Genomic DNA, 18,071 nt, shown 5'->3' on the forward strand with positions numbered 1-18,071 from the left:
TTGTTTATTTATTGGTTTGATGATTAGTAAGGATACTTTATTTCGGGGAAATCCTGTTGCGCTTTGCGGAATTGTAGCTCCCATTCGTCGGGCCAGCCAAAAGCGATGGTAGCTTGTTCTTTCAGGTTAACACCCGCCGCGCCGCTCCAAAAGTGTATAAACTCTCCCCAGTTAATATCCCGGTTTTGTTTTTCGTACTTGCCTTTTAATTCGAAGTATTTACTCAGTACCCGGCCCTCACCATACTTGCTGTATATGGGGTAGAACCAGTTTTTGAACCATTGTGTGCCTGTTCGCGGAAAGTTGTCTGTTTTGGTTTGTAATTCATAATATACTCGCGAAGCTTCGTCCTGCCTTCCAATATTGAGCAGCACATCGTAAACAAATATCTCCGCGAATTTACTGTCGCCCCATAAATTGCCGTCCTCATGGCTGCGACCATGCGAGGCGTTGGCTACAATGTGGCCAATTTCGTGTATCGGCAAACCAATCTGTTCGCCGGTGGGGTATGTCCAGCTGCCGAGGCCGTTGTCAATCACATTACGGTTATCGTGGGTGGCATCGCGCCATGATGCAGGGTGCCCGCCGCCGAGGTTGTTCGTAGTGTCAACGGTACGATGGCAAATCACAAACAAACGCTGATCTGGCCCAAACTCACCGTAATTCTTTTTTACATACGCCCACGAGTCTGACATGGCTTTGTTAAGCCAGGTTATCGATGGGTCCATCAGGTTATCATAATAAACCGCTACGTGGTCATCATAATACACCCGGTTTAGCAGTTGGTGGTGATAACCCCAGTGCTCCTTCCATGTTTTTGGAGGAGCACCTTCGGGGTCAGGTTTAGGTTCACTATCAACTGCAGACTTTTTACACGATGCAGCTCCAAGCGCCATGATCAGGGCAAAAGCGGCAACTTTATATTTTAATAAGCTCATGATCGGTCAGGTTTTTAAAGGTTTTTGGATATAAAATCAACCGGCGCGCCCGGTATGCCTTTAATGCTTTTAATAAGTTTACCGTTGGCGCCAACGCTTACGTCCAAAAAGTTAAGTTCGCCATCAACTCCGGCGGTTAAAACGTTTCCGCTAAGCTTCAACATACTGATCTTTTTACCCGAGAAATTGGCATCCAGTAACCTTAACTCCTCGTTGATAGGATTGTACCGGTAAATCTTATCGTTCGAGCTGAAGTAAAATACATCGGTGCCTGAGCGTTGCCATTTTGTATCAGCGTTTACCATTGCCGAGCCTTTAAATAATTTTTTGGTGTACGGCTTAATAACACGGGTAGAGAAGTAATTGTCCATATCTATACCAAACGATAGTTCGTAAATGCTGCCGGCATCATCCTTAAAAAAGGCATAGGTGGTGCCGGGCACCGGCTGCATAAACAGTAGGTTGCTCATGCCTATGTTTTTAGGGTTAAAGGCGTTGCCATTTACCTGGTATTCAGTGCCCGAATACCCGCCATTGCTGCTGAACGATACAAAAGCCTTGGTTTTGATATCGAAACCGAAATAGTAGTTAGGTGTATTACCATAATAAGGTGATAACTCATAATCACCCGCTTGCGGGTTAGAGAATTTTCCCCAATCGGGAGCGAAGGGGGCGGTAGTAGTAACGCTCAGGTAAAGCTTGCCGTTAATTATGCCGGTAGCCCATCCTTTTGATGCTTCAAACCTTTCGGTAATAATGCTTGCCGGCGGACTAAAAAACTGATCAGGGAAATACCTTTTGCGCAGCATGGTGTTACCGTCAATAATAACACTGCCTTTTTGCGGGTCCTTAGCTATCACCCAGTAATCCTCGGCAGTACCCGGCTGGTAAGCATAGGGTTTGGCAAACAACTGCACCGGGTTGTCTGGCAAATTCTCGTTATGCAACGAGAAGTAGAGGTTGCTTAAAATACTCGCGCTATCCGGTTTTATAAAGGAGAGTTTAGTAACGCCTGCATCAACGCTCAGCACAGTAAAACCCTTAGTGAACTGCGTATTACCTGCAATTTTAAAAGGGAAAAAGTACTTCATCTGGTTGCGCTTGTCGGTTACGGTAAGTTTGGCCGTGCGTGTTTTCGGGCTTAAATTGTAAACTATTTTTAATGGATATCCGGTGTATTTATCGGTGCGTGCAGCTTCATCCACAAAAATCTCCCAGTCAAATGTCAGGTCTTTATACGGGTCGGCGCCGTCAAGTTCAACATAAGGTTGTAAAATCAGGGAGTCGCCAACCAACGCGTCAAAAGTGCGGTCAGTAAAGTTAACAATCACCGGCTCTGATGGCGGCATATAGGTATAATTACCCAAGTCCTTTTTACAGGCCGCCAGCAGGCTGAGCGATAATAAATATGCTATATATCTGAATTTCATTGTTATTAATCTAAAGGGTGCTATTACATGTTGATTTCCTTGTTACTCTCATCAATAAACCTGTACTGATCAACACTACTGAAATACTTGAGCAAGAACCTTTTGTCGGGCGCATTCACGCTATAAAAGTCATAATCGCCGCTATTGTCAGCCCTTTTTGTCAGCACATAACCGGCATCCGGATGTTGCCTTACCCAGTCGAACGGATACTTTAAAAACGTACGGGTATTTTCGATGTAGTAAAGGCAGCGCGGAATGTACAGGTAATACTCAGGTGTACTTAAATCAACCAGGTCACGTGTGCCCGAAGTAATTAAAAACAACTGATGTTTGGTACGGCTGTAGGTTTTGAGCTCACCCTCCCAAAAATTCCACCATTGCGGGCGTTCGAGCCGGTTAGAGAACATGATGGTTTTTTTGCGGATGGTATCAGGCAGGTTAGTACCAAAATCCTGCCCGCCAAATACGCGCACGGTAAGCGTGACTGACTTGTTTTCAAGTTCCTTATCCGTGTTTTTTATAATAACCGGTACATGCACCACACCCGAGTCGGCCGGCATGGTGTATGTTTCTTTCAGCGGTTCGTAATGCAGATCCTTTACCGCTGTGGTGGCCGTATCAACAACTTTTAATATAAAACTGCGGTCGTGGTTAACGCGCTTGCCTGATATAATTACAGGCACCCAAACAGTGTCACGGTCAACACCTTGTACATAAGCAAAGGAGTAGGTAATAGTATCCGCACTGCCGCCGTTGTAATTAAGGTAAATATTGTCGGGAGAATCGTAAGTAAGCTTCTCGCTTTTTTTACAAGCCGCAAATGCAAAGCAGGCCAATAATATCAAGATCAAATTCTTTTTCATCATCTTTTAATTAATTATTGCGGTAAGCTTCTTCATCGTTTGGCAGTGGTAGCACGAATATCCGGTCAGACGGTGGGATGTTTATCGTGGCCGATACCTTAACTGCTTTGTTAAGGCGCTTATACATGTAAAATATCTGGCTCTCTCCGTAAAATTCCTTACGTGCATCCAGCACCAGCATATTTATAAAATCGTCCTTTGCAACTTGAGCGTTAACCGCATCTCCAATACCGCGCTGCCTGCGCAGGGTGTTAAAGTAGGCCACGGCTTGTGCGGGGTCGCTGTCAAAGCTCGCCTCGGCGGCTATGTAATAAATCTCGCTAAGGCGTAAAGTAGGCATCACCAGCGGGTGCCTGTTGGGTGTGGGCGTAGTGTTTGAAACATACTTTTGCAAAAGGGCGCGCTCGCCTGTGCCCGACTGTATAGTGGTGCGGAAGAACCATTGTTTGTACCGCCAGTCATCAGCGCCGGAGCGGGCGCTTTCGTAAATATCATCAATCAATGAGGTTGTAGGCGCAAAAGTTGGACTAACTGCTGTATACAAACTAATAAGTTTCTCCCTGATCGCATTATTATCATTCACATACCAGGCGCTGATAAGCTCCTTGTAAAATATCCGGTCGCGCTTGGTAAGGTCCTGCTGAAAAAAGTCAGCTTCCTCGGTCCAGGGAAAGCGGTTCGCGTTAATGATGATACGCGCGTTGAGCAGGCTGTTGGCCATATCATTTTTATAGAGATGTGCCCTTGCCAGTTCTCCGCAGGCGGTAAAATAATTCATGCGGTGGCGCCTGTTTTGGATAAACAGGTCAGGGTAGTTCACTTCCGGGTTACCCAAATCGCCGGGGTAACCAACCTGGTAGCCTGATACGATGGGATCGGTATCTTTAAGCAGCGCCTTGGCTTCGTTCAGGTCAGCAATGATCTTATCTAATGATTCGCTTACCGTTGAAAAAGGTGTGCTTTGGGTGGATACCCGCGTAACATAAGGTATGCCTTTGGCTGCCGGGTTGCTTTTAAATGATGGGGCGAACAAGCGCAGCATATCAAAATGCAGGTAAGCGCGCAGTATAAGCGTTTCGCCCTTAATTATCTGGTAGTTATTACCCTGAAAAAGTGATTTACGCGAATCGATATTTTCCAGTATGTTATTGCAATTCGCGATAGCGCGGTAAGCATTCGCCCAAACGGTGTTACGGAAGCCCACCATTGCCGGCGATTCATATTCAAAGTTGGCTACGCGGCGTAATACCAGGTCGGTAAACTCATAGTTTTGCGCCATAATATCCAGGTTGCCGTAGGTAAGGTTTTCACCGTAAAGCGATTGCGATGAGCAAAAGGTATAAACACCATTCAGTGCTTCTTTATAGCCTTCCTCAGTTTTAAAAAGTTCGTCCTTATCAATCTCCGATTCCGGTTTTACATCCAGAAACTTGTTGCACGATGTAAGCGCGAGCAGGGTTAATATATAGATCAGTTTTTTCATTTACGCATTAATTAAAATGTGGCCAGTAAAGCAAATGTGATATTGCGGGCGAAAGGGTAGCTTATACCTCTTTCAATCTCGATGGATGACGCCCTGAAAACATCGTTCATCGTAATGGAGGGACGTAGCGTTTGCAAGCCTATCTTGCGGGCAACTTCCTTCTTCATATCGTATGACAGGTATAGCGACTGCAACTCTATACGGTTTTCCTTTTGTATAAAGCGCGATGATGCCTGCGTTACGTTCTGATCGGCAATGTTCTTATAAAAAGTAACGTCACCCGGTTTTACCCAGCGCTGCTCAAGCGCGCGGCGGTCAACGTTAAATCGTGGATCAGCGTTCTCTACACGGTCAACAAGGGTTTGGTTATACAGGTAGCCGCCAAAGGTGTAATAAAAACTAAGGCTCATCTGGAATTGCTTGTAGGTAATGCTGCTGCCAAAGTTGCCTGCCGCTTTAGGCGCCGCGTCAATAATCGGCTGCGTATCCTTTACATCATATATATAGGTAAGTGATCCGTCTTTTTTTACGTAGATCTCTTTCCCGTTTTCCGGATCGATACCTAATGATTTTACCGCGTAAATGGTGGTTAACGATTGACCCTCATTATAACGCAGCAGCGGTACGCCCTGCAAATTATTGTCAGGGTTTTGCTGATATTCATCTATCGCTTCGTTATAAGCCTTCAAAGAATTGGCAATCTTTACGATCTTGTTTTTGTTATGGGCCAGGTTACCTATAAAGTTTACGTTCCAGTCCTTATTCTTATAAGCGTTTACGGTTAAATAAAGCTCATAACCCTGGTTTTTCATGTCGCCCAGGTTTTCCTTGTAAGTTGTAAAACCGGTTGATGGCGCCAGGTTAATATCGGTAAGTACACCCTTGGTAAGTTTGTAGTAATATATAGGCGTTATCACAACCTTATCATTAAATAAGCCCACCTCTAAACGTGCCTGGTACTCATTGGTGCGCTGCCACTCCAGATTTTCGTTACCATAGCCGTTTACCACGGCACCTACACCGGTTGAGTACCAGTTGGAGCTTTGATAGCTATACAGTGATTTAGACAGATAAGGCGGAAAGTCAACAGAACCGGTCATACCAGCAGTTCCCGTAATTCTTAAGCGGGATATTTTACTTCCCTGCATAAAGTTTTCTTTGTGTACGTTCCAGCCTATACCGGTGCTCCAGAAAGGGGCGAAGCGGCGTTCGCTGCCAAAGGCCGACGAACCATCAAGGCGGTAACTGGCATCCAGCAAATATTTATTTTTAAAGGAATAGTTGAGCGATGCGAATGAACCGATCAACCTGCTGGTGGATACAAAGCCATAAGGCGCTGAATTGGGCGTATAGGTGCGTGCGAAACCGATGTTTGTAAAGCGATCATTGGTAAAGCCCCGTGCCTCAAAGCTCTTGTTATCGTAATCCTTTGAAGTTACGTTTACACCAAGGTTAAAGTTTACGGAGTGATCGCCGATTAGTTTGTTGTAAAGTAGCCTGACGTTACCGTCAATACCAAGCAGGTCATCGCTTGAATAATTATAACGCCCACGGTTCTTTATCTCACTTAACGGGCCGAGATAGAACTCGTTATTGAGCGGAGATGCGAATCTGTCGGCCGTGCTTTTTGTTTTATTTAAACTAACAAGGCCTTTTAACCGTAACGCTTTGTTAATAAACCAGTCTAACGATAGCGCGTCAATAATTTCGAGGTAAGACGATTTATCAAAGTTACCCAAAGTAGACTCGTAAAGTGGGTTAAAAACCGGGAGATTTTTGTATTGATCAGCACCCTGCCCGCCTGTGTTTACATTCCAGTTAGCAAGCTCGCGAATGATCTTTCCATCCGGGCCGTAAATAGGATAGTAGGGGTTCATGTAAACGTAGGTCGAAAAATCTCCATACTTGGAGTTTTGTGCATTAACCTGCGTTATGGTCAAGTCGTTACGAAAAATTAATTTCTTTGATGGATTATAAGTGAAGCTCATGCCGCCGCTATAGCGGTTACGGTCAGAGCCCTTCATCACACCCGGGTTGGCCTGGTAACGTAAATCAACCCCGTACCTAAAGGTTGAGTCGCCGCCCTGTGCGTACAAGCCATGTTTTTGTCCGTATGTATTGCGCAGCGGCTGAGATAACCAATAGGTATCAACACCGCTTACCACGTTCTTCAACTTGTTGTAATACTGGTTAGTCAACTCGTCCTGGCTACCGCCTGAGAGGCCGCCGCTAACATACAAGCCTGCAAGTTCCTCATAGCGTAGTTTTTCGGCGGCGTTAAGTACATGGTAACCGCTCAGATCAGGAGCGGTTGCATTAAGCTCATAATTATAAGTTAACTGTAGCTGGCCAGGTACCGGCGCTTTGGTAGTTATTACCATAACGCCATTTGCAGCACGTGAGCCGTATATAGCAGTCGCAGCGGCATCCTTAAGTATGGTAACGGTTTCAATTCGGTTTATATCCAGATCGATCACTTTTTGTAGTGATACCTCGAAACCGTCCAGTATAAATGTTGGCAGATTGTAGGTGCTCGAGAGGTTGTTACGGTCAATCTGGTCAGTTATTGATGGAAGCGCAGTCGCTCCGCGGATGTTAATCCTCGGCAGGTTATTCGGGTTCGATCCGGCAAGGTTGTTCTCCAGTATGCGGAATGATGGATCGGACGCAGCAACGCCCTTCAACACGTTTTGCGAGTTGAATTTTCGCAGGTCATCACCCGTAATGGTAACGGCATTACCCGTATAAGTATCTTTCTTTAGTGTTTGATAGCCGGTAACAACCACATCGCTCATGGCGTTAACCTGCGTTTCGAGCATAACGGTCAGTGCTTTAGCGTCGGTTACCTTTACCTCTTTGGTTTTAAAACCTATGTAGGTAAACACAAGCACGTCGCCGGCATCAACCATCAGCTTAAATTCACCTTTGTTGTTGCTTTGAGCCCAGGCTGCATTATTGCTTTTAACTACAATGTTAACCCCCGGTAATGGCTCCTTGCTGTCTGCGGCTATTACCTTACCGCTCAGCTGAAATTTAACCGGCATTGATACCATCTCGCTGGCCGGGGCTTCCGGCGCTTTGTTGCGTACTACTATGGTTTTATCAACAATGGTATAAGTAAGGTTATAGCGCGATAGGCAGTAACCCAAAGCCTCGTCAAGGGTTACATTTTTAAGTTCAACATCAAGGCGCTGTCCCTTGGTATTTATTTTTCCGTTATAGAAAAACAAATAGCCCGTTTGTTTCTTTATGTCCTTAAATACGGTTTCGAGCGTGGCGTTTTGCCTCGATATAGTTACCGTTTGCGAAAAAGTAGCTGCCGACAGGTGCAAACTGGCCACAAGCAGCAATATGCCAGTGAGTTTCATCACTAATAACAGTTTATACTTTACCTGCCGTATGGGCAATACGGCGTTGTAAAGAAATTTTAATTTCATACTTTTGAATAGAATAGGGTTAATAAAAGCAGCTTGTAGTAAACCATTGCTGCTGACCTTTTTATAGCCGGGAGCGGTGAGAGGCTTCCGGCTTTTTCATGTCATGTACTGTAGTTAATGTGGCTTTTGTAGCAATATCTCCATTCTTTAGCGTTTAGGGGTTAATGAATTGTTTAGTTAATTAATTAATGCGGGGTTTAGTTATAATGCTTTAGGCGCGTACGATACCGTTACCGTTTTGCCCTTCAGTGTGAATTTAAAATTGTTAAGTTCCAGTATCTTAAATACTTCCGATAGTTTGCTGTTGCGTGAGATCTCACCGTAAAATTTATCATCGGGCAGGCTGTCATCATAAACAACATCCACATCATACCAGCGCGATACCTGGCGCATGACCGAGCGCAGGTCGGCATCTTCAAAAGCGAATACACCGTTTTTCCAGGCTGTTTCCTCGTCAAGGTCTACCTGTTTGCTGCTCAGGGTATTATTATTTACAACTGCTTGCTGTCCTGGCTTGATCGTTACGGATGATATACCGCTTGTTACTTTTACCGAACCTTCGAGCAGGGTAGTTTTAATCGAGCCTTCGTCCGTATAGGCATTAATGTTAAAATGGGTACCCAATACTTCAACCACCTGATTGTTTGATATTACCCGGAAAGGCATTACCTTATTTTTGGCCACTTCAAAATAGGCCTCACCGTTAAGTTTAACCAGTCGTTGGTTCCCGGCAAAGTGTGAGGGATAGGTAATGGTTGATGCCGCGTTTAAAAATACGCGGGTTCCATCCGGCAGAATTACGGTGTATTGCCCGCCCTTAGGTGTGCTTACCGTATTTTGTACGGCAGGCTGTTCCAGGCTACTGGCGCTGCTTTCTGTTTTATAGATAATTTGCCCGTTGGCTGTTTTGGTAATGCTGATACCGGCTTGCCGCGCAATTTCACCCTTGCCCGAGTCGTCCAGCACAATGCGCTGCCCGTTGCCCAGCGTTAGCACAGCCTTGTTGCTTCCCGGCGCTACATCACTAACAGTTGCCAGTTGTTGTGCTTTATGTTTACGGCTGAAAAAGGTATAGCCGCCGGCCATTATGCCGATTAAAATAACAGCCGCGGCAGCGTACCTTAACCATACCGATTTATAATGGTTCGTTTTGTTAAAACCTATCTGCCCATCAATGCGTAATTTTAGCCTGCGCTTAATAGCGTCGGTATTATCTGTTTCGTCAACAGCATCTTCGTTAATATCAAAAACATTATAGTAAGCCACCAGGAAGTTTTTTTCCTCTTCGGTAGCTTTTCCGTTTCGATACCTTTTTAGCAGATCGGCAAAATATCGTTTATCCAGATCGTTCATTAACATTGGTTATATATACATGAGTTAAAAAAAAGGAAATAGCCCACGCTGATTTAAAATTTTTTTACAAAAATTTTAATAAATGATAATAATGATTGTCGTTTTTAAAATATAAGCGATAAATCGTTGTTTTTCTATCGCTGATGGCAACAATAAATTAAAATTTGCATAATAAGCAATGATGACCTGACAGTAGTGAGCGCTTTGCCGATTTGGTTGCGCACTGTTTTGGGGGCAATCTGTAGTTTTTCGGCAATTTCGGCAGTGGATAGGTCTTCCTCAAAGCGCATTTTAAAAATTAAACGTTGCTGGGCAGGTAAAGAGTCAATCAATTTATAAAAAGCCGTATAAAATTCTGCAAAAAGAACTTTTTCATCGGCTTTATCAATACCTTCCAGGTGAACAGGGGCTTCAGGCAGATCGGCAAAACGGCTTTGCTTTTCCATGTGCTTAAACACACCGTTGCGCGCCGCAACATTGAGGTAAGCAGGCAGATTATCAATAGGGGCCGTGGTGGCGCGCGTCCATAACTGTATAAATACATCCTGCGCTATGTCCTGCGCGTATTCGGTATCGTTCAACCGTTTAAATGCCGCGTTATACACTTTTTTCCAATACTTATCATACAGCGCGTCAAAGGCGGCTTTGCTTCCCTGCGTAAGCAAAAAAAGCAATTCCTGATCGTTAGCATGCTGTAAGCTTTTGGTGTGCATATTCAATTTACCAATATATGTTATAAAAATCAGTTTTAAAACATTGGCTTACGTTTATATACCAGTTTTAAAAATGGTATAACACTTAAGTGCTGTCATGGGTAATCGATTGAATAATTTAGTTAAATTATATAAACAAAAAAAATTGTACCTTTTTGCAGATCATTAGTCTACTGGTAACTTTCGTGTGTCTTTAATATAATCCGTTTCCATATTCTGCCTTTAATTGATGCTGATACCTGTCGTCCACTTAAATATTCCGTTTCAATAAAAAGGCCGGACTGTTAACGCAATACATAACCAATACATGAGCCACCACAAACCAACCTCAGGGGCATTAGCTTGTCTGAATTTTTTCAACCGCCGTTATTTAAAAGTGATAGGCGCCGGCATTTCGTTTATACTAAGCGCTTTTACCTGGTATAATAGCGATACTAAATTACCCAACCCCGATCCGGATAATGGTGGTTTGTATCTGCCTGGCGGCTTTCGTGCTCTGGTGGTGGTTGATAGCCTGAAAGGTCGCGTAAGGCATATTGCGGTAAGCGATCAGGGAGATATTTATGTCAAGGCGCGTTTTCCTAATTACAATGATGGTTTTGGCAATATCGCCCTGCGTGACACCAATAACGATGGCCGTATGGATGTTATTCAGTCTTTCGGTAAATACGAGGGTCGTTCGTATGGTACGGCCATGCGTATCTACAACGGTTATCTGTACTTTAGTTCGGAGCTGGTGGTATACCGCATGAAGCTTAACGGTAAAGCGTTACTGCCCGATGAGCAATTGGATACTATTGTTGCCGATGTTCCTCCTTATCATGAGCATCAAACAAAACCGATAGCGTTTGATGACAAGGGGCATATTTACGTAGGTTGGGGGGCCGGCTCAAACGCCGGGCAGGAGAAAAACCGGGTGCCGGGCTCAAAGGGTATAGGTGACCCTTTCTCGCCTGAACAGGGAAACCCATTGCTTAAAGATCATGGCGGTATATGGCGTTTTGACGCCGATAAGCTGAACCAGAAACAAACCGACGGAACCCGTTATGCAACCGGCCTGCGAAGTATTGTAGCATTGGATTGGGATCCCAAAAGTAAAGCCCTGTATACCGTTAACCACGGGCGCGACGACTTCAGGCTGCTGTGGCCGTATATTTATTCGCCGTGGGAAAGCGCCATGCTGCCCGCCGAAGAATTTTTTAAGGTTAATGAAGGGCTTGACGGTGGCTGGCCTTATTATTATTATGACCAGATAAAAGGCAAGAAGCTGCTCAACCCCGAGTTTGGCGGCGATAAAATAAAAGAGGGCAATGGTGCAAAGCTGCAAAAACCACTGATCGGCTTCCCTGCGCATTTCGCCCCTAATGATTTGTTGTTTTACAAAGGCAAACAATTCCCGGAACGGTATAAGAATGGCGCTTTTATAGCATTTCATGGCGCTACCAACCGCGCGCCTTATCCACAGGCCGGTTATATTGTTGCGTTTGTGCCGTTTAAAAACGGTATGCCTTCCGGCGATTGGGAAGTGTTTGCCGACGGTTTTGCAGGAGTTGACCCGATTATCAGTGTGCGGGATGCCAAATACAGGCCTATGGGTTTAGCTGAAGGGCCGGATGGTTCCCTTTATATAGCCGATACTGAAAAAGGGCGTATATGGCGGGTTATCTATACCGGCGATAAAAAGCAGTTTGGTGCGCCGCAGTTAGCGGGCATGCTTAAACGCAAACAAACAGCATCCAACATAAAAACTCCGGACGAGATAAAGGATAATCTTTTTAAAAACCTACCTAAAAACTCCCAGATTTACAATACCTATTGCGTAGCTTGCCACCAGCGCGATGGTAAAGGAGATGGCAATAGGTTTCCGCCGCTTGAACAGTCAGAATGGGTGAACGTTGACAAGTTCAGGCTGATTAGCGTGGTGTTGAACGGGCTAAAAGGCCCTATCACTGTAAAAGGCCTGCCTTATAACGAGGTAATGCCCGCACACGGCAGCTTTTTGAATGATGCACAGATAGCAGAAGTGCTCAACTACGTTAAATCGAACTTTAATAATACGCCCGAAATAGTTACAGCGGCAGATGTGGCGTTTGTACGTAAGATGAGTGCCGAAAAAAACAACCAGCAAAACGGCCAGAGAGCAAACTAAATCAACAGGCCCATCGCAAGAAGGGGCATGACTTAAGTTCATCCGCTAACGTTAGGCTTCAACCGGCTTTTGTGCTATTTTTGGCTTCGGGTTAAGATGAATATATCGCTTTCTACTTTTTCGCACATTATTGAAATACTGGGTACAATCGCTTTCGCTATATCGGGTGTATTTGCCGCTATGGATAAAAAGCTGGATGTATTTGGTGTTACCATCATAGCCTTTGTAACGGCTATAGGCGGCGGGACTGTGCGGGATATTTTGATAGGCGCTACACCCGTTGCCTGGATGAAGGATATAAACACGTTGCTCATTATACTGGGTACGGCTATCGTTACCATGCTTTTTCGAAACCGGATAGTAAACCTGCAAAAAACACTGCTGTTGTTTGATGCCCTCGGGTTGGGGTTGTTTACAATAATAGGTATAAAAAAGGGTTTGGCAATCGACTTGAAGCCGGGCATCTGCATAACGCTTGGCACCATTACCGGTTGCTTTGGCGGTGTAATACGCGATTTACTGCTTAACCATATACCGGCACTTTTTCATGCTGATTTATATGCTACGCCCTGTATAGTAGGCGGCTTGCTGTATTTTTTGATGATACCTTATATTAACGAGGAATGGGCACAGGTGGCAGCCATTATCGTTATTTGCATGGTTCGTATTATAGCCTATAGAAAAAACTGGCGGTTGCCTACTTTGTAAAATAATAAGCGCAATGCCCAGCTTACTTACCTTCTACAGCAACATGATAAGCCGGATCTTCCATAATATTTACCTCAATCACATCTTCGGCATTTCGTAATAATGTGCGGCAGTCATCACTTAAATGTTTTAGGTGAAGCGTTTTTCCTGCTTTTTTGTAACGATCGGTAAGTTTGTTTAATGCTTCGATGCCCGACATGTCAGCCACGCGGCTGTCCTTAAAGTCTATTATTACTTTTGTGGGATCGCTATCAACATCAAACTTCTCCGTAAACGCCGTTACCGAGCCAAAAAACAGCGGACCATATATCTCATAATGTTTCACACCTGCTTCATCAACATATTTGCGAGCACGGATGCGTTTGGCGCTTTCCCAGGCAAATACCAGCGCCGATATAATTACGCCAATTAAAACAGCCAGGGCCAGGTTATGCAACCATACCGTGATCACCGCCACCAGTATGCCCACAAAAATATCCTGCCGGGGCATTTTGTTGATGATACGCAGGCTCACCCATTCAAAGGTTCCGATGGCAACCATGATCATTACACCGGTAAGCGCAGCCATAGGCAGTTTTTCAATAACCGGAGCACCAAATAAAATGATCATTAATATGGTTAAGGAGGCAATTATGCCTGACAGCCTTGCCCTTGCCCCGGCGGTAAGGTTAACCAATGTTTGGGCGATCATGGGGCAGCCACCCATTCCAAAGAAAAAGCCATTCAGTATGTTGGCGCTGCCTTGTGCTATACACTCGCGGTTGCTGTTGCCACGGGTTGCCGTAATTTCATCAACCAGGTTAAGTGTAAGCAAGCCTTCGGTTAAGCCAACACCCGCCATGATGAGCGCGTACGGAAAAATGATCTTCAGTGTGCCCCAATTCAATGGTACTGCCGGAATGTGAAACGGAGGGAAGCCGCCGCTTACTGAAGCAATATCCTTAACCGTTTTGGTTTCGATGCCAAAGCCAAGAACTATGGCAAATACCACTATAATGGCAACTAAACTTGGCGGAAACGCTTTAGTTATCCGCGGAAAGATGAATACAATGGCAATAGTAAGTGCTACCAAAGCGCCCATTATCAATAGCGGAGTTCCGCTTAGCCAGGTTTCCTGACCATTTATTATGGTTTTGAACTGGTTAAGCTGAGCCATAAAAATGATAATTGCCAGGCCGTTAACAAACCCGTACATTACCGGTTGCGGCACAAGCCGCACAAATTTGCCCAGTTTAAATACGCCAACCAATATCTGGATAGTGCCGGCCAGCGCTACCGCCGCAAAAACGTATTCAATTCCATTGCTTTTCATCAGCGCTATCAAAACTACAACGGTAGCGCCCGCTCCGCCAGAGATAAGCCCGGGGCGCCCGCCGAATATAGAGGTAACCAAACCCATGATGAACGCCGCGTATAAACCCACCAGCGGCGGAAAGCCCGCCAGTATGGCAAATGATAGAGATTCGGGCATCATCGTCATGGCGACGGTCAACCCGGCGAAGATTTCATTTTTGTAGTTTACCTTTTGCGAGAAATCAAATAAGCGATTGTAGGTTTTGCTCATCGTATAGTTAGTGCTTTATTATGAACGCCGATTATGTTTAATACAGCGAACGTGATTAATCTTATGGGATAGTTTAAAAGATAGGGATGGATCATTACGAAATACATCAATGCGTAGCCAACGAGTAGTTTTAACAGCTTGTCGTTATTTAGAGACTTTTTCCGATCTGGCAAGGGTATGGATCAAGGTGGTGTAACCGGGCTGGTAAAAATTTGCTTTTTCATCTGATGCAATGCAAAAATAACAAAGTTTAGCTCACATCTGGTTTACGAATACGTAATTTGCCCGTCCGTTAAAAAAACTATATGGCATCAGCGTATCCTTACAACAACAAATTCTCGTGGTTAAAACATCTTCGTTGCCCGCAATGTGGCTTAGTGCACAATGCGGCTAATGTAAACACCGTGTGTGAAAATGCTGATTGCCGGTCAACTTTATTTGCTGAATATGACCTGCCTACCGGGTTAAACCGCGAACAATTTCTGGCAGGCCGCCCGGCCAGCATGTGGCGCTACCATGAGTTTTTGCCGGTTGCTGATCCAAGTAACGTTGTGTCGCTGGGAGAAGGCTTTACACCTCTGCTTACGCTTGCCGGATTGAGTATAGAAGCATTAAATAATCAAGTGTTCTGGAAGGACGAATCAGGTAATCCTACGGGATCGTTTAAGGCGCGGGGTATCGGCATGGCGGTATCAAAAGCGAAGGAGTTAGGTATAGCGCATATTGTAACGCCAACCGCCGGCAATGCGGGTGGTGCGCTTGCTGCCTATTGTGCACGAGCGGGCATCAGAGCTTCGGTATACATGCCGCAGCTTACGCCTAAAGTATTTAAAGATGAATGCCGCCTGTACGGCGCAGACCTGGTTGAAGTGGATGGTAATATTGCCGATTGCGGCAAGCTTGCGAACGACCATGCATTACAAAACGGCTGGTTCCAGGTATCAACCTTAAAAGAACCTTATCGGCTTGAAGGTAAAAAGACAATGGGTTATGAAATCGCCGAGCAATTTAACTGGCAACTGCCTGATGTTATTTTTTATCCAACAGGCGGCGGTACCGGTTTGATCGGTATATGGAAAGCGTTTAAAGAGCTGGAGCAGTTGGGCTGGATAGGTAAGGAGCGGCCGCGTATGGTAGCCGTCCAGTCAATTAGTTGTGATGGTATTGTTACGGCTTTTCACAATGGTGATTTAACTTCGGAATTTAAAGATGCAGGCTTTACCATAGCCAACGGATTGCGCGTACCCAAACCTTACGCCGACAAGCAGATACTGAAAGCTTTGTATGAAAGTAATGGAAACGCCATCGCAATTGATGATGCTGAAATGAACGCCGCCGTTAAACATATAGCCAATACTGAAGGCATGCTGATAGCGCCGGAAGGCGCGGCTTTGTGGGTCGCGTTTAAAAAACTAAGTGCATCGGGATGGGTAAAACCGGGTGAACGGGTGCTGCTACTGAATACTGGCAGCGGCTATAAATATTTAGAAAATATAGTTTAAGCCGATTGAAAGCCGTCAGGGTATATGTAAAAATTTTGTTTGCTTCCTGTAAAAGTCCCACTATGAATCTGCTTTATAGGTTGTTGCTTTAGTGGAATTTTTAACAAAAAGTGTATATCGTTAAAAATATTATAATTATTATTGAGTTATAGTTAGAGTATTTGAACAATGCGGCCTTGTTTATCCGCAACCTATACTTGCGTTTCACTTTTTTATTTACATTTGGCCCCGACAATGAGGTGGTTATTTAGGTTATTTCTGTCGCTTACGTTCATGGTGTCCTTTGGGCACGATGCTGTTCACGCGGGTACAGTAAACAACCGTCATGACAACAACCCCATTAGCGGTAATTATCATCACCACCAAACGGCGCTTGCAGACCGAACGCCAAATGCCATACAGGCTAAACTGGCCAACCGGCATAAGCAAAGCGATAATCACAAGATATACATAGTTGAAGCCGACGAGGAGATTGACGAATCGTTAACGCATAACCGGCTTACCGATCATGTAGATTTTCTTTCCGCAGCTTTTCAATTCTATTTTTACGGTAATTATTTCAGGTATGCAGATAAACCTTTGCATACTACCGTTTACCCGTTAATTTCTGCTGTCCACAAAATATACCTTAGCCTTAAGGTATTCCGTATCTGATTTTTATTCTTTCAGGCAGGTATCCGCTGCCATTTTCACTTACAAATTATTGCGTTTAGCTGCTTTTTAGGCGCTGTGTGTATCGTCGTGTGCAGTTAAAGCGCTTCCCCGGTTGCTATTAATCAACTCCAAATTCAACATAAAAAATCACACCCGTTTAACAACGAATTATCATGAAGATGAAACTCATGCTTATGGGTTTGTGCGCCTTGTTGTGCTATGCAAGCTGCAAATCCCACAATGAAAAAAAGGAAACAGAAGAAAAATTACTGGTTACCAGTCCGCTAAAAATGGATACCACAGTAGTGAACAGCTATGTAGGCCAAGTACGCTCCATCCGCCACATTGAATTACGTGCTCAAGAGAAAGGTTACCTTGAAGGTAGCTATGTTGACGAAGGTCAGCATGTTAAAAAAGGTCAGTTGCTGTTTAAGATAATGCCTAAAATTTATGGTGCCGAGCAGGATAAAGCCGCTGCCGAAGTAAATTTTACCGAGATAGAATACCGTAACACCAAAAGGCTTGCCGACAGTAACGTAGTTGCGCCCAATGAACTGGCCATGGCCAAAGCCAAACTGCGCAAAGCTAAAGCCGAACTGGCTTTGAGTAAAGCGCACTTACAGTTTACCGAGATACGCGCGCCGTTTGATGGTATTATTGACCGCCTGCAGGCCAGGTTGGGCAGTCTTATTGATGAAGGTGATTTAATTACCACCCTTGCCGATAACAGCCAGATGTGGGTTTACTTCAACGTGCCCGAGGCTGAATATCTGGATTACCAAACCCAGGCCAATAAAGATAATTCACAGGTGAACCTGCTGATGGCTAACCACAAAGTGTTTAACTACCCAGGCAAGGTTGAAACCATTGAGGCCGATTTTGATAACGAAACAGGTAACATCCCTTTCCGCGCTACATTCCCAAACCCGCAGGGCTTGTTGAGGCACGGCGAAACCGGCAATGTGCAGATCAAGGTACCGCTTAAAAACGCGCTGATCATCCCGCAAAAGGCAACTTTTGAAGTGCTTGATAAAAAGTATGTATACGTGGTTGATAAAGATAACCGTGTACAGGCCCGGGAAATTGAGATAGGTGCCGAGATGAACGATCTGTATGAGGTTAGAGCAGGCCTTACCGCTAATGATAAGATATTGCTTGAAGGCTTACGTAAAGTAAAAAACAACGATAAAATAGTTTATAACTATCAAAACCTCAAGTCTATCATCCCTCAGTTAAGATTACCGTCAGAATAGTTCACAATCTAAAACTAAGAGAGA

At 44.7% G+C, this 18,071-nt stretch carries 13 protein-coding genes; 5 read left to right on the forward strand and 8 right to left on the reverse strand.

Going from position 1 to position 18,071, the window contains the following annotated elements:
- Nucleotides 1-23 precede the first annotated feature (23 nt).
- From ABD960_RS07375 to ABD960_RS07405, 7 genes are all read right to left on the reverse strand, one after another.
- Nucleotides 24-938 (reverse strand): hypothetical protein, encoded by a 915-nt coding sequence (locus ABD960_RS07375; protein WP_345330364.1) that lies wholly within the window; start codon nucleotides 936-938, stop codon nucleotides 24-26.
- A 14-nt stretch (nucleotides 939-952) separates the two neighbouring features.
- A complete protein-coding gene (locus ABD960_RS07380; protein ID WP_345330365.1) occupies nucleotides 953-2,368 on the reverse strand; it encodes a PKD-like family lipoprotein in 1,416 nt (471 codons plus the stop codon).
- Between the two features lie 23 nt (nucleotides 2,369-2,391).
- Nucleotides 2,392-3,234 carry a DUF4843 domain-containing protein gene (locus ABD960_RS07385; protein ID WP_345330366.1) on the reverse strand — a complete coding sequence of 281 codons (843 nt, stop codon included), beginning with the start codon at nucleotides 3,232-3,234 and terminating at the stop codon, nucleotides 2,392-2,394.
- 7 nt (nucleotides 3,235-3,241) lie between these two features.
- Complete coding sequence (locus ABD960_RS07390; RefSeq protein ID WP_345330367.1) at nucleotides 3,242-4,714, reverse strand: RagB/SusD family nutrient uptake outer membrane protein; 1,473 nt, start codon at nucleotides 4,712-4,714, stop codon at nucleotides 3,242-3,244.
- Between the two features lie 11 nt (nucleotides 4,715-4,725).
- The gene (locus tag ABD960_RS07395) at nucleotides 4,726-8,151 is read right to left on the reverse strand and encodes a SusC/RagA family TonB-linked outer membrane protein (RefSeq protein WP_345330368.1); all 3,426 of its coding nucleotides are present in this window, start codon (nucleotides 8,149-8,151) and stop codon (nucleotides 4,726-4,728) included.
- Between the two features lie 201 nt (nucleotides 8,152-8,352).
- Nucleotides 8,353-9,504: a FecR family protein gene (locus ABD960_RS07400; RefSeq protein WP_345330369.1), complete on the reverse strand. Its 1,152-nt coding sequence runs from the start codon at nucleotides 9,502-9,504 to the stop codon at nucleotides 8,353-8,355.
- Nucleotides 9,505-9,638: 134 nt separating this feature from the next.
- Nucleotides 9,639-10,217: an RNA polymerase sigma factor gene (locus ABD960_RS07405; protein ID WP_345330370.1), complete on the reverse strand. Its 579-nt coding sequence runs from the start codon at nucleotides 10,215-10,217 to the stop codon at nucleotides 9,639-9,641.
- Nucleotides 10,218-10,524: 307 nt separating this feature from the next.
- On the opposite strand from ABD960_RS07405, the gene ABD960_RS07410 reads away from it, so the two are divergent.
- Nucleotides 10,525-12,366, forward strand: a complete 1,842-nt coding sequence (locus ABD960_RS07410; protein ID WP_345330371.1) for a PQQ-dependent sugar dehydrogenase — start codon at nucleotides 10,525-10,527, stop codon at nucleotides 12,364-12,366.
- Between the two features lie 96 nt (nucleotides 12,367-12,462).
- Complete coding sequence (locus tag ABD960_RS07415) at nucleotides 12,463-13,074, forward strand: trimeric intracellular cation channel family protein (protein WP_345330372.1); 612 nt, start codon at nucleotides 12,463-12,465, stop codon at nucleotides 13,072-13,074.
- A gap of 22 nt (nucleotides 13,075-13,096) precedes the next feature.
- On the opposite strand, the gene ABD960_RS07420 is transcribed toward ABD960_RS07415, so the two are convergent.
- Nucleotides 13,097-14,638: a SulP family inorganic anion transporter gene (locus tag ABD960_RS07420; protein ID WP_345330373.1), complete on the reverse strand. Its 1,542-nt coding sequence runs from the start codon at nucleotides 14,636-14,638 to the stop codon at nucleotides 13,097-13,099.
- 305 nt (nucleotides 14,639-14,943) lie between these two features.
- Between ABD960_RS07420 and ABD960_RS07425 the strand changes: the two genes are divergently transcribed.
- The 3 genes from ABD960_RS07425 (at nucleotide 14,944) to ABD960_RS07435 (ending at nucleotide 18,047) form a co-directional block, all read left to right on the forward strand.
- The gene (locus ABD960_RS07425) at nucleotides 14,944-16,140 is read left to right on the forward strand and encodes a threonine synthase (protein ID WP_345330374.1); all 1,197 of its coding nucleotides are present in this window, start codon (nucleotides 14,944-14,946) and stop codon (nucleotides 16,138-16,140) included.
- Nucleotides 16,141-16,374: 234 nt separating this feature from the next.
- Complete coding sequence (locus ABD960_RS07430) at nucleotides 16,375-16,794, forward strand: hypothetical protein (protein ID WP_345330375.1); 420 nt, start codon at nucleotides 16,375-16,377, stop codon at nucleotides 16,792-16,794.
- 173 nt (nucleotides 16,795-16,967) lie between these two features.
- Nucleotides 16,968-18,047: an efflux RND transporter periplasmic adaptor subunit gene (locus ABD960_RS07435; RefSeq protein WP_345330376.1), complete on the forward strand. Its 1,080-nt coding sequence runs from the start codon at nucleotides 16,968-16,970 to the stop codon at nucleotides 18,045-18,047.
- Nucleotides 18,048-18,071: the final 24 nt, after the last annotated feature.

Source organism: Mucilaginibacter defluvii (genome assembly GCF_039543225.1).
GTDB classification, from domain to species: Bacteria; Bacteroidota; Bacteroidia; order Sphingobacteriales; family Sphingobacteriaceae; genus Mucilaginibacter; species Mucilaginibacter defluvii.

What these genes read in the sequence shown, in the direction of transcription:
- ABD960_RS07375 (WP_345330364.1), bottom strand. Translation starts at nt 938, where the DNA reads ATGAGCTTATTAAAATATAAAGTTGCCGCTTTTGCCCTGATCATGGCG.
- ABD960_RS07380 (WP_345330365.1), bottom strand. Translation starts at nt 2,368, where the DNA reads ATGAAATTCAGATATATAGCATATTTATTATCGCTCAGCCTGCTGGCG.
- ABD960_RS07385 (WP_345330366.1), bottom strand. Translation starts at nt 3,234, where the DNA reads ATGATGAAAAAGAATTTGATCTTGATATTATTGGCCTGCTTTGCATTT.
- ABD960_RS07390 (WP_345330367.1), bottom strand. Translation starts at nt 4,714, where the DNA reads ATGAAAAAACTGATCTATATATTAACCCTGCTCGCGCTTACATCGTGC.
- ABD960_RS07395 (WP_345330368.1), bottom strand. Translation starts at nt 8,151, where the DNA reads ATGAAATTAAAATTTCTTTACAACGCCGTATTGCCCATACGGCAGGTA.
- ABD960_RS07400 (WP_345330369.1), bottom strand. Translation starts at nt 9,504, where the DNA reads ATGAACGATCTGGATAAACGATATTTTGCCGATCTGCTAAAAAGGTAT.
- ABD960_RS07405 (WP_345330370.1), bottom strand. Translation starts at nt 10,217, where the DNA reads ATGCACACCAAAAGCTTACAGCATGCTAACGATCAGGAATTGCTTTTT.
- ABD960_RS07410 (WP_345330371.1), top strand. Translation starts at nt 10,525, where the DNA reads ATGAGCCACCACAAACCAACCTCAGGGGCATTAGCTTGTCTGAATTTT.
- ABD960_RS07415 (WP_345330372.1), top strand. Translation starts at nt 12,463, where the DNA reads ATGAATATATCGCTTTCTACTTTTTCGCACATTATTGAAATACTGGGT.
- ABD960_RS07420 (WP_345330373.1), bottom strand. Translation starts at nt 14,638, where the DNA reads ATGAGCAAAACCTACAATCGCTTATTTGATTTCTCGCAAAAGGTAAAC.
- ABD960_RS07425 (WP_345330374.1), top strand. Translation starts at nt 14,944, where the DNA reads ATGGCATCAGCGTATCCTTACAACAACAAATTCTCGTGGTTAAAACAT.
- ABD960_RS07430 (WP_345330375.1), top strand. Translation starts at nt 16,375, where the DNA reads ATGAGGTGGTTATTTAGGTTATTTCTGTCGCTTACGTTCATGGTGTCC.
- ABD960_RS07435 (WP_345330376.1), top strand. Translation starts at nt 16,968, where the DNA reads ATGAAGATGAAACTCATGCTTATGGGTTTGTGCGCCTTGTTGTGCTAT.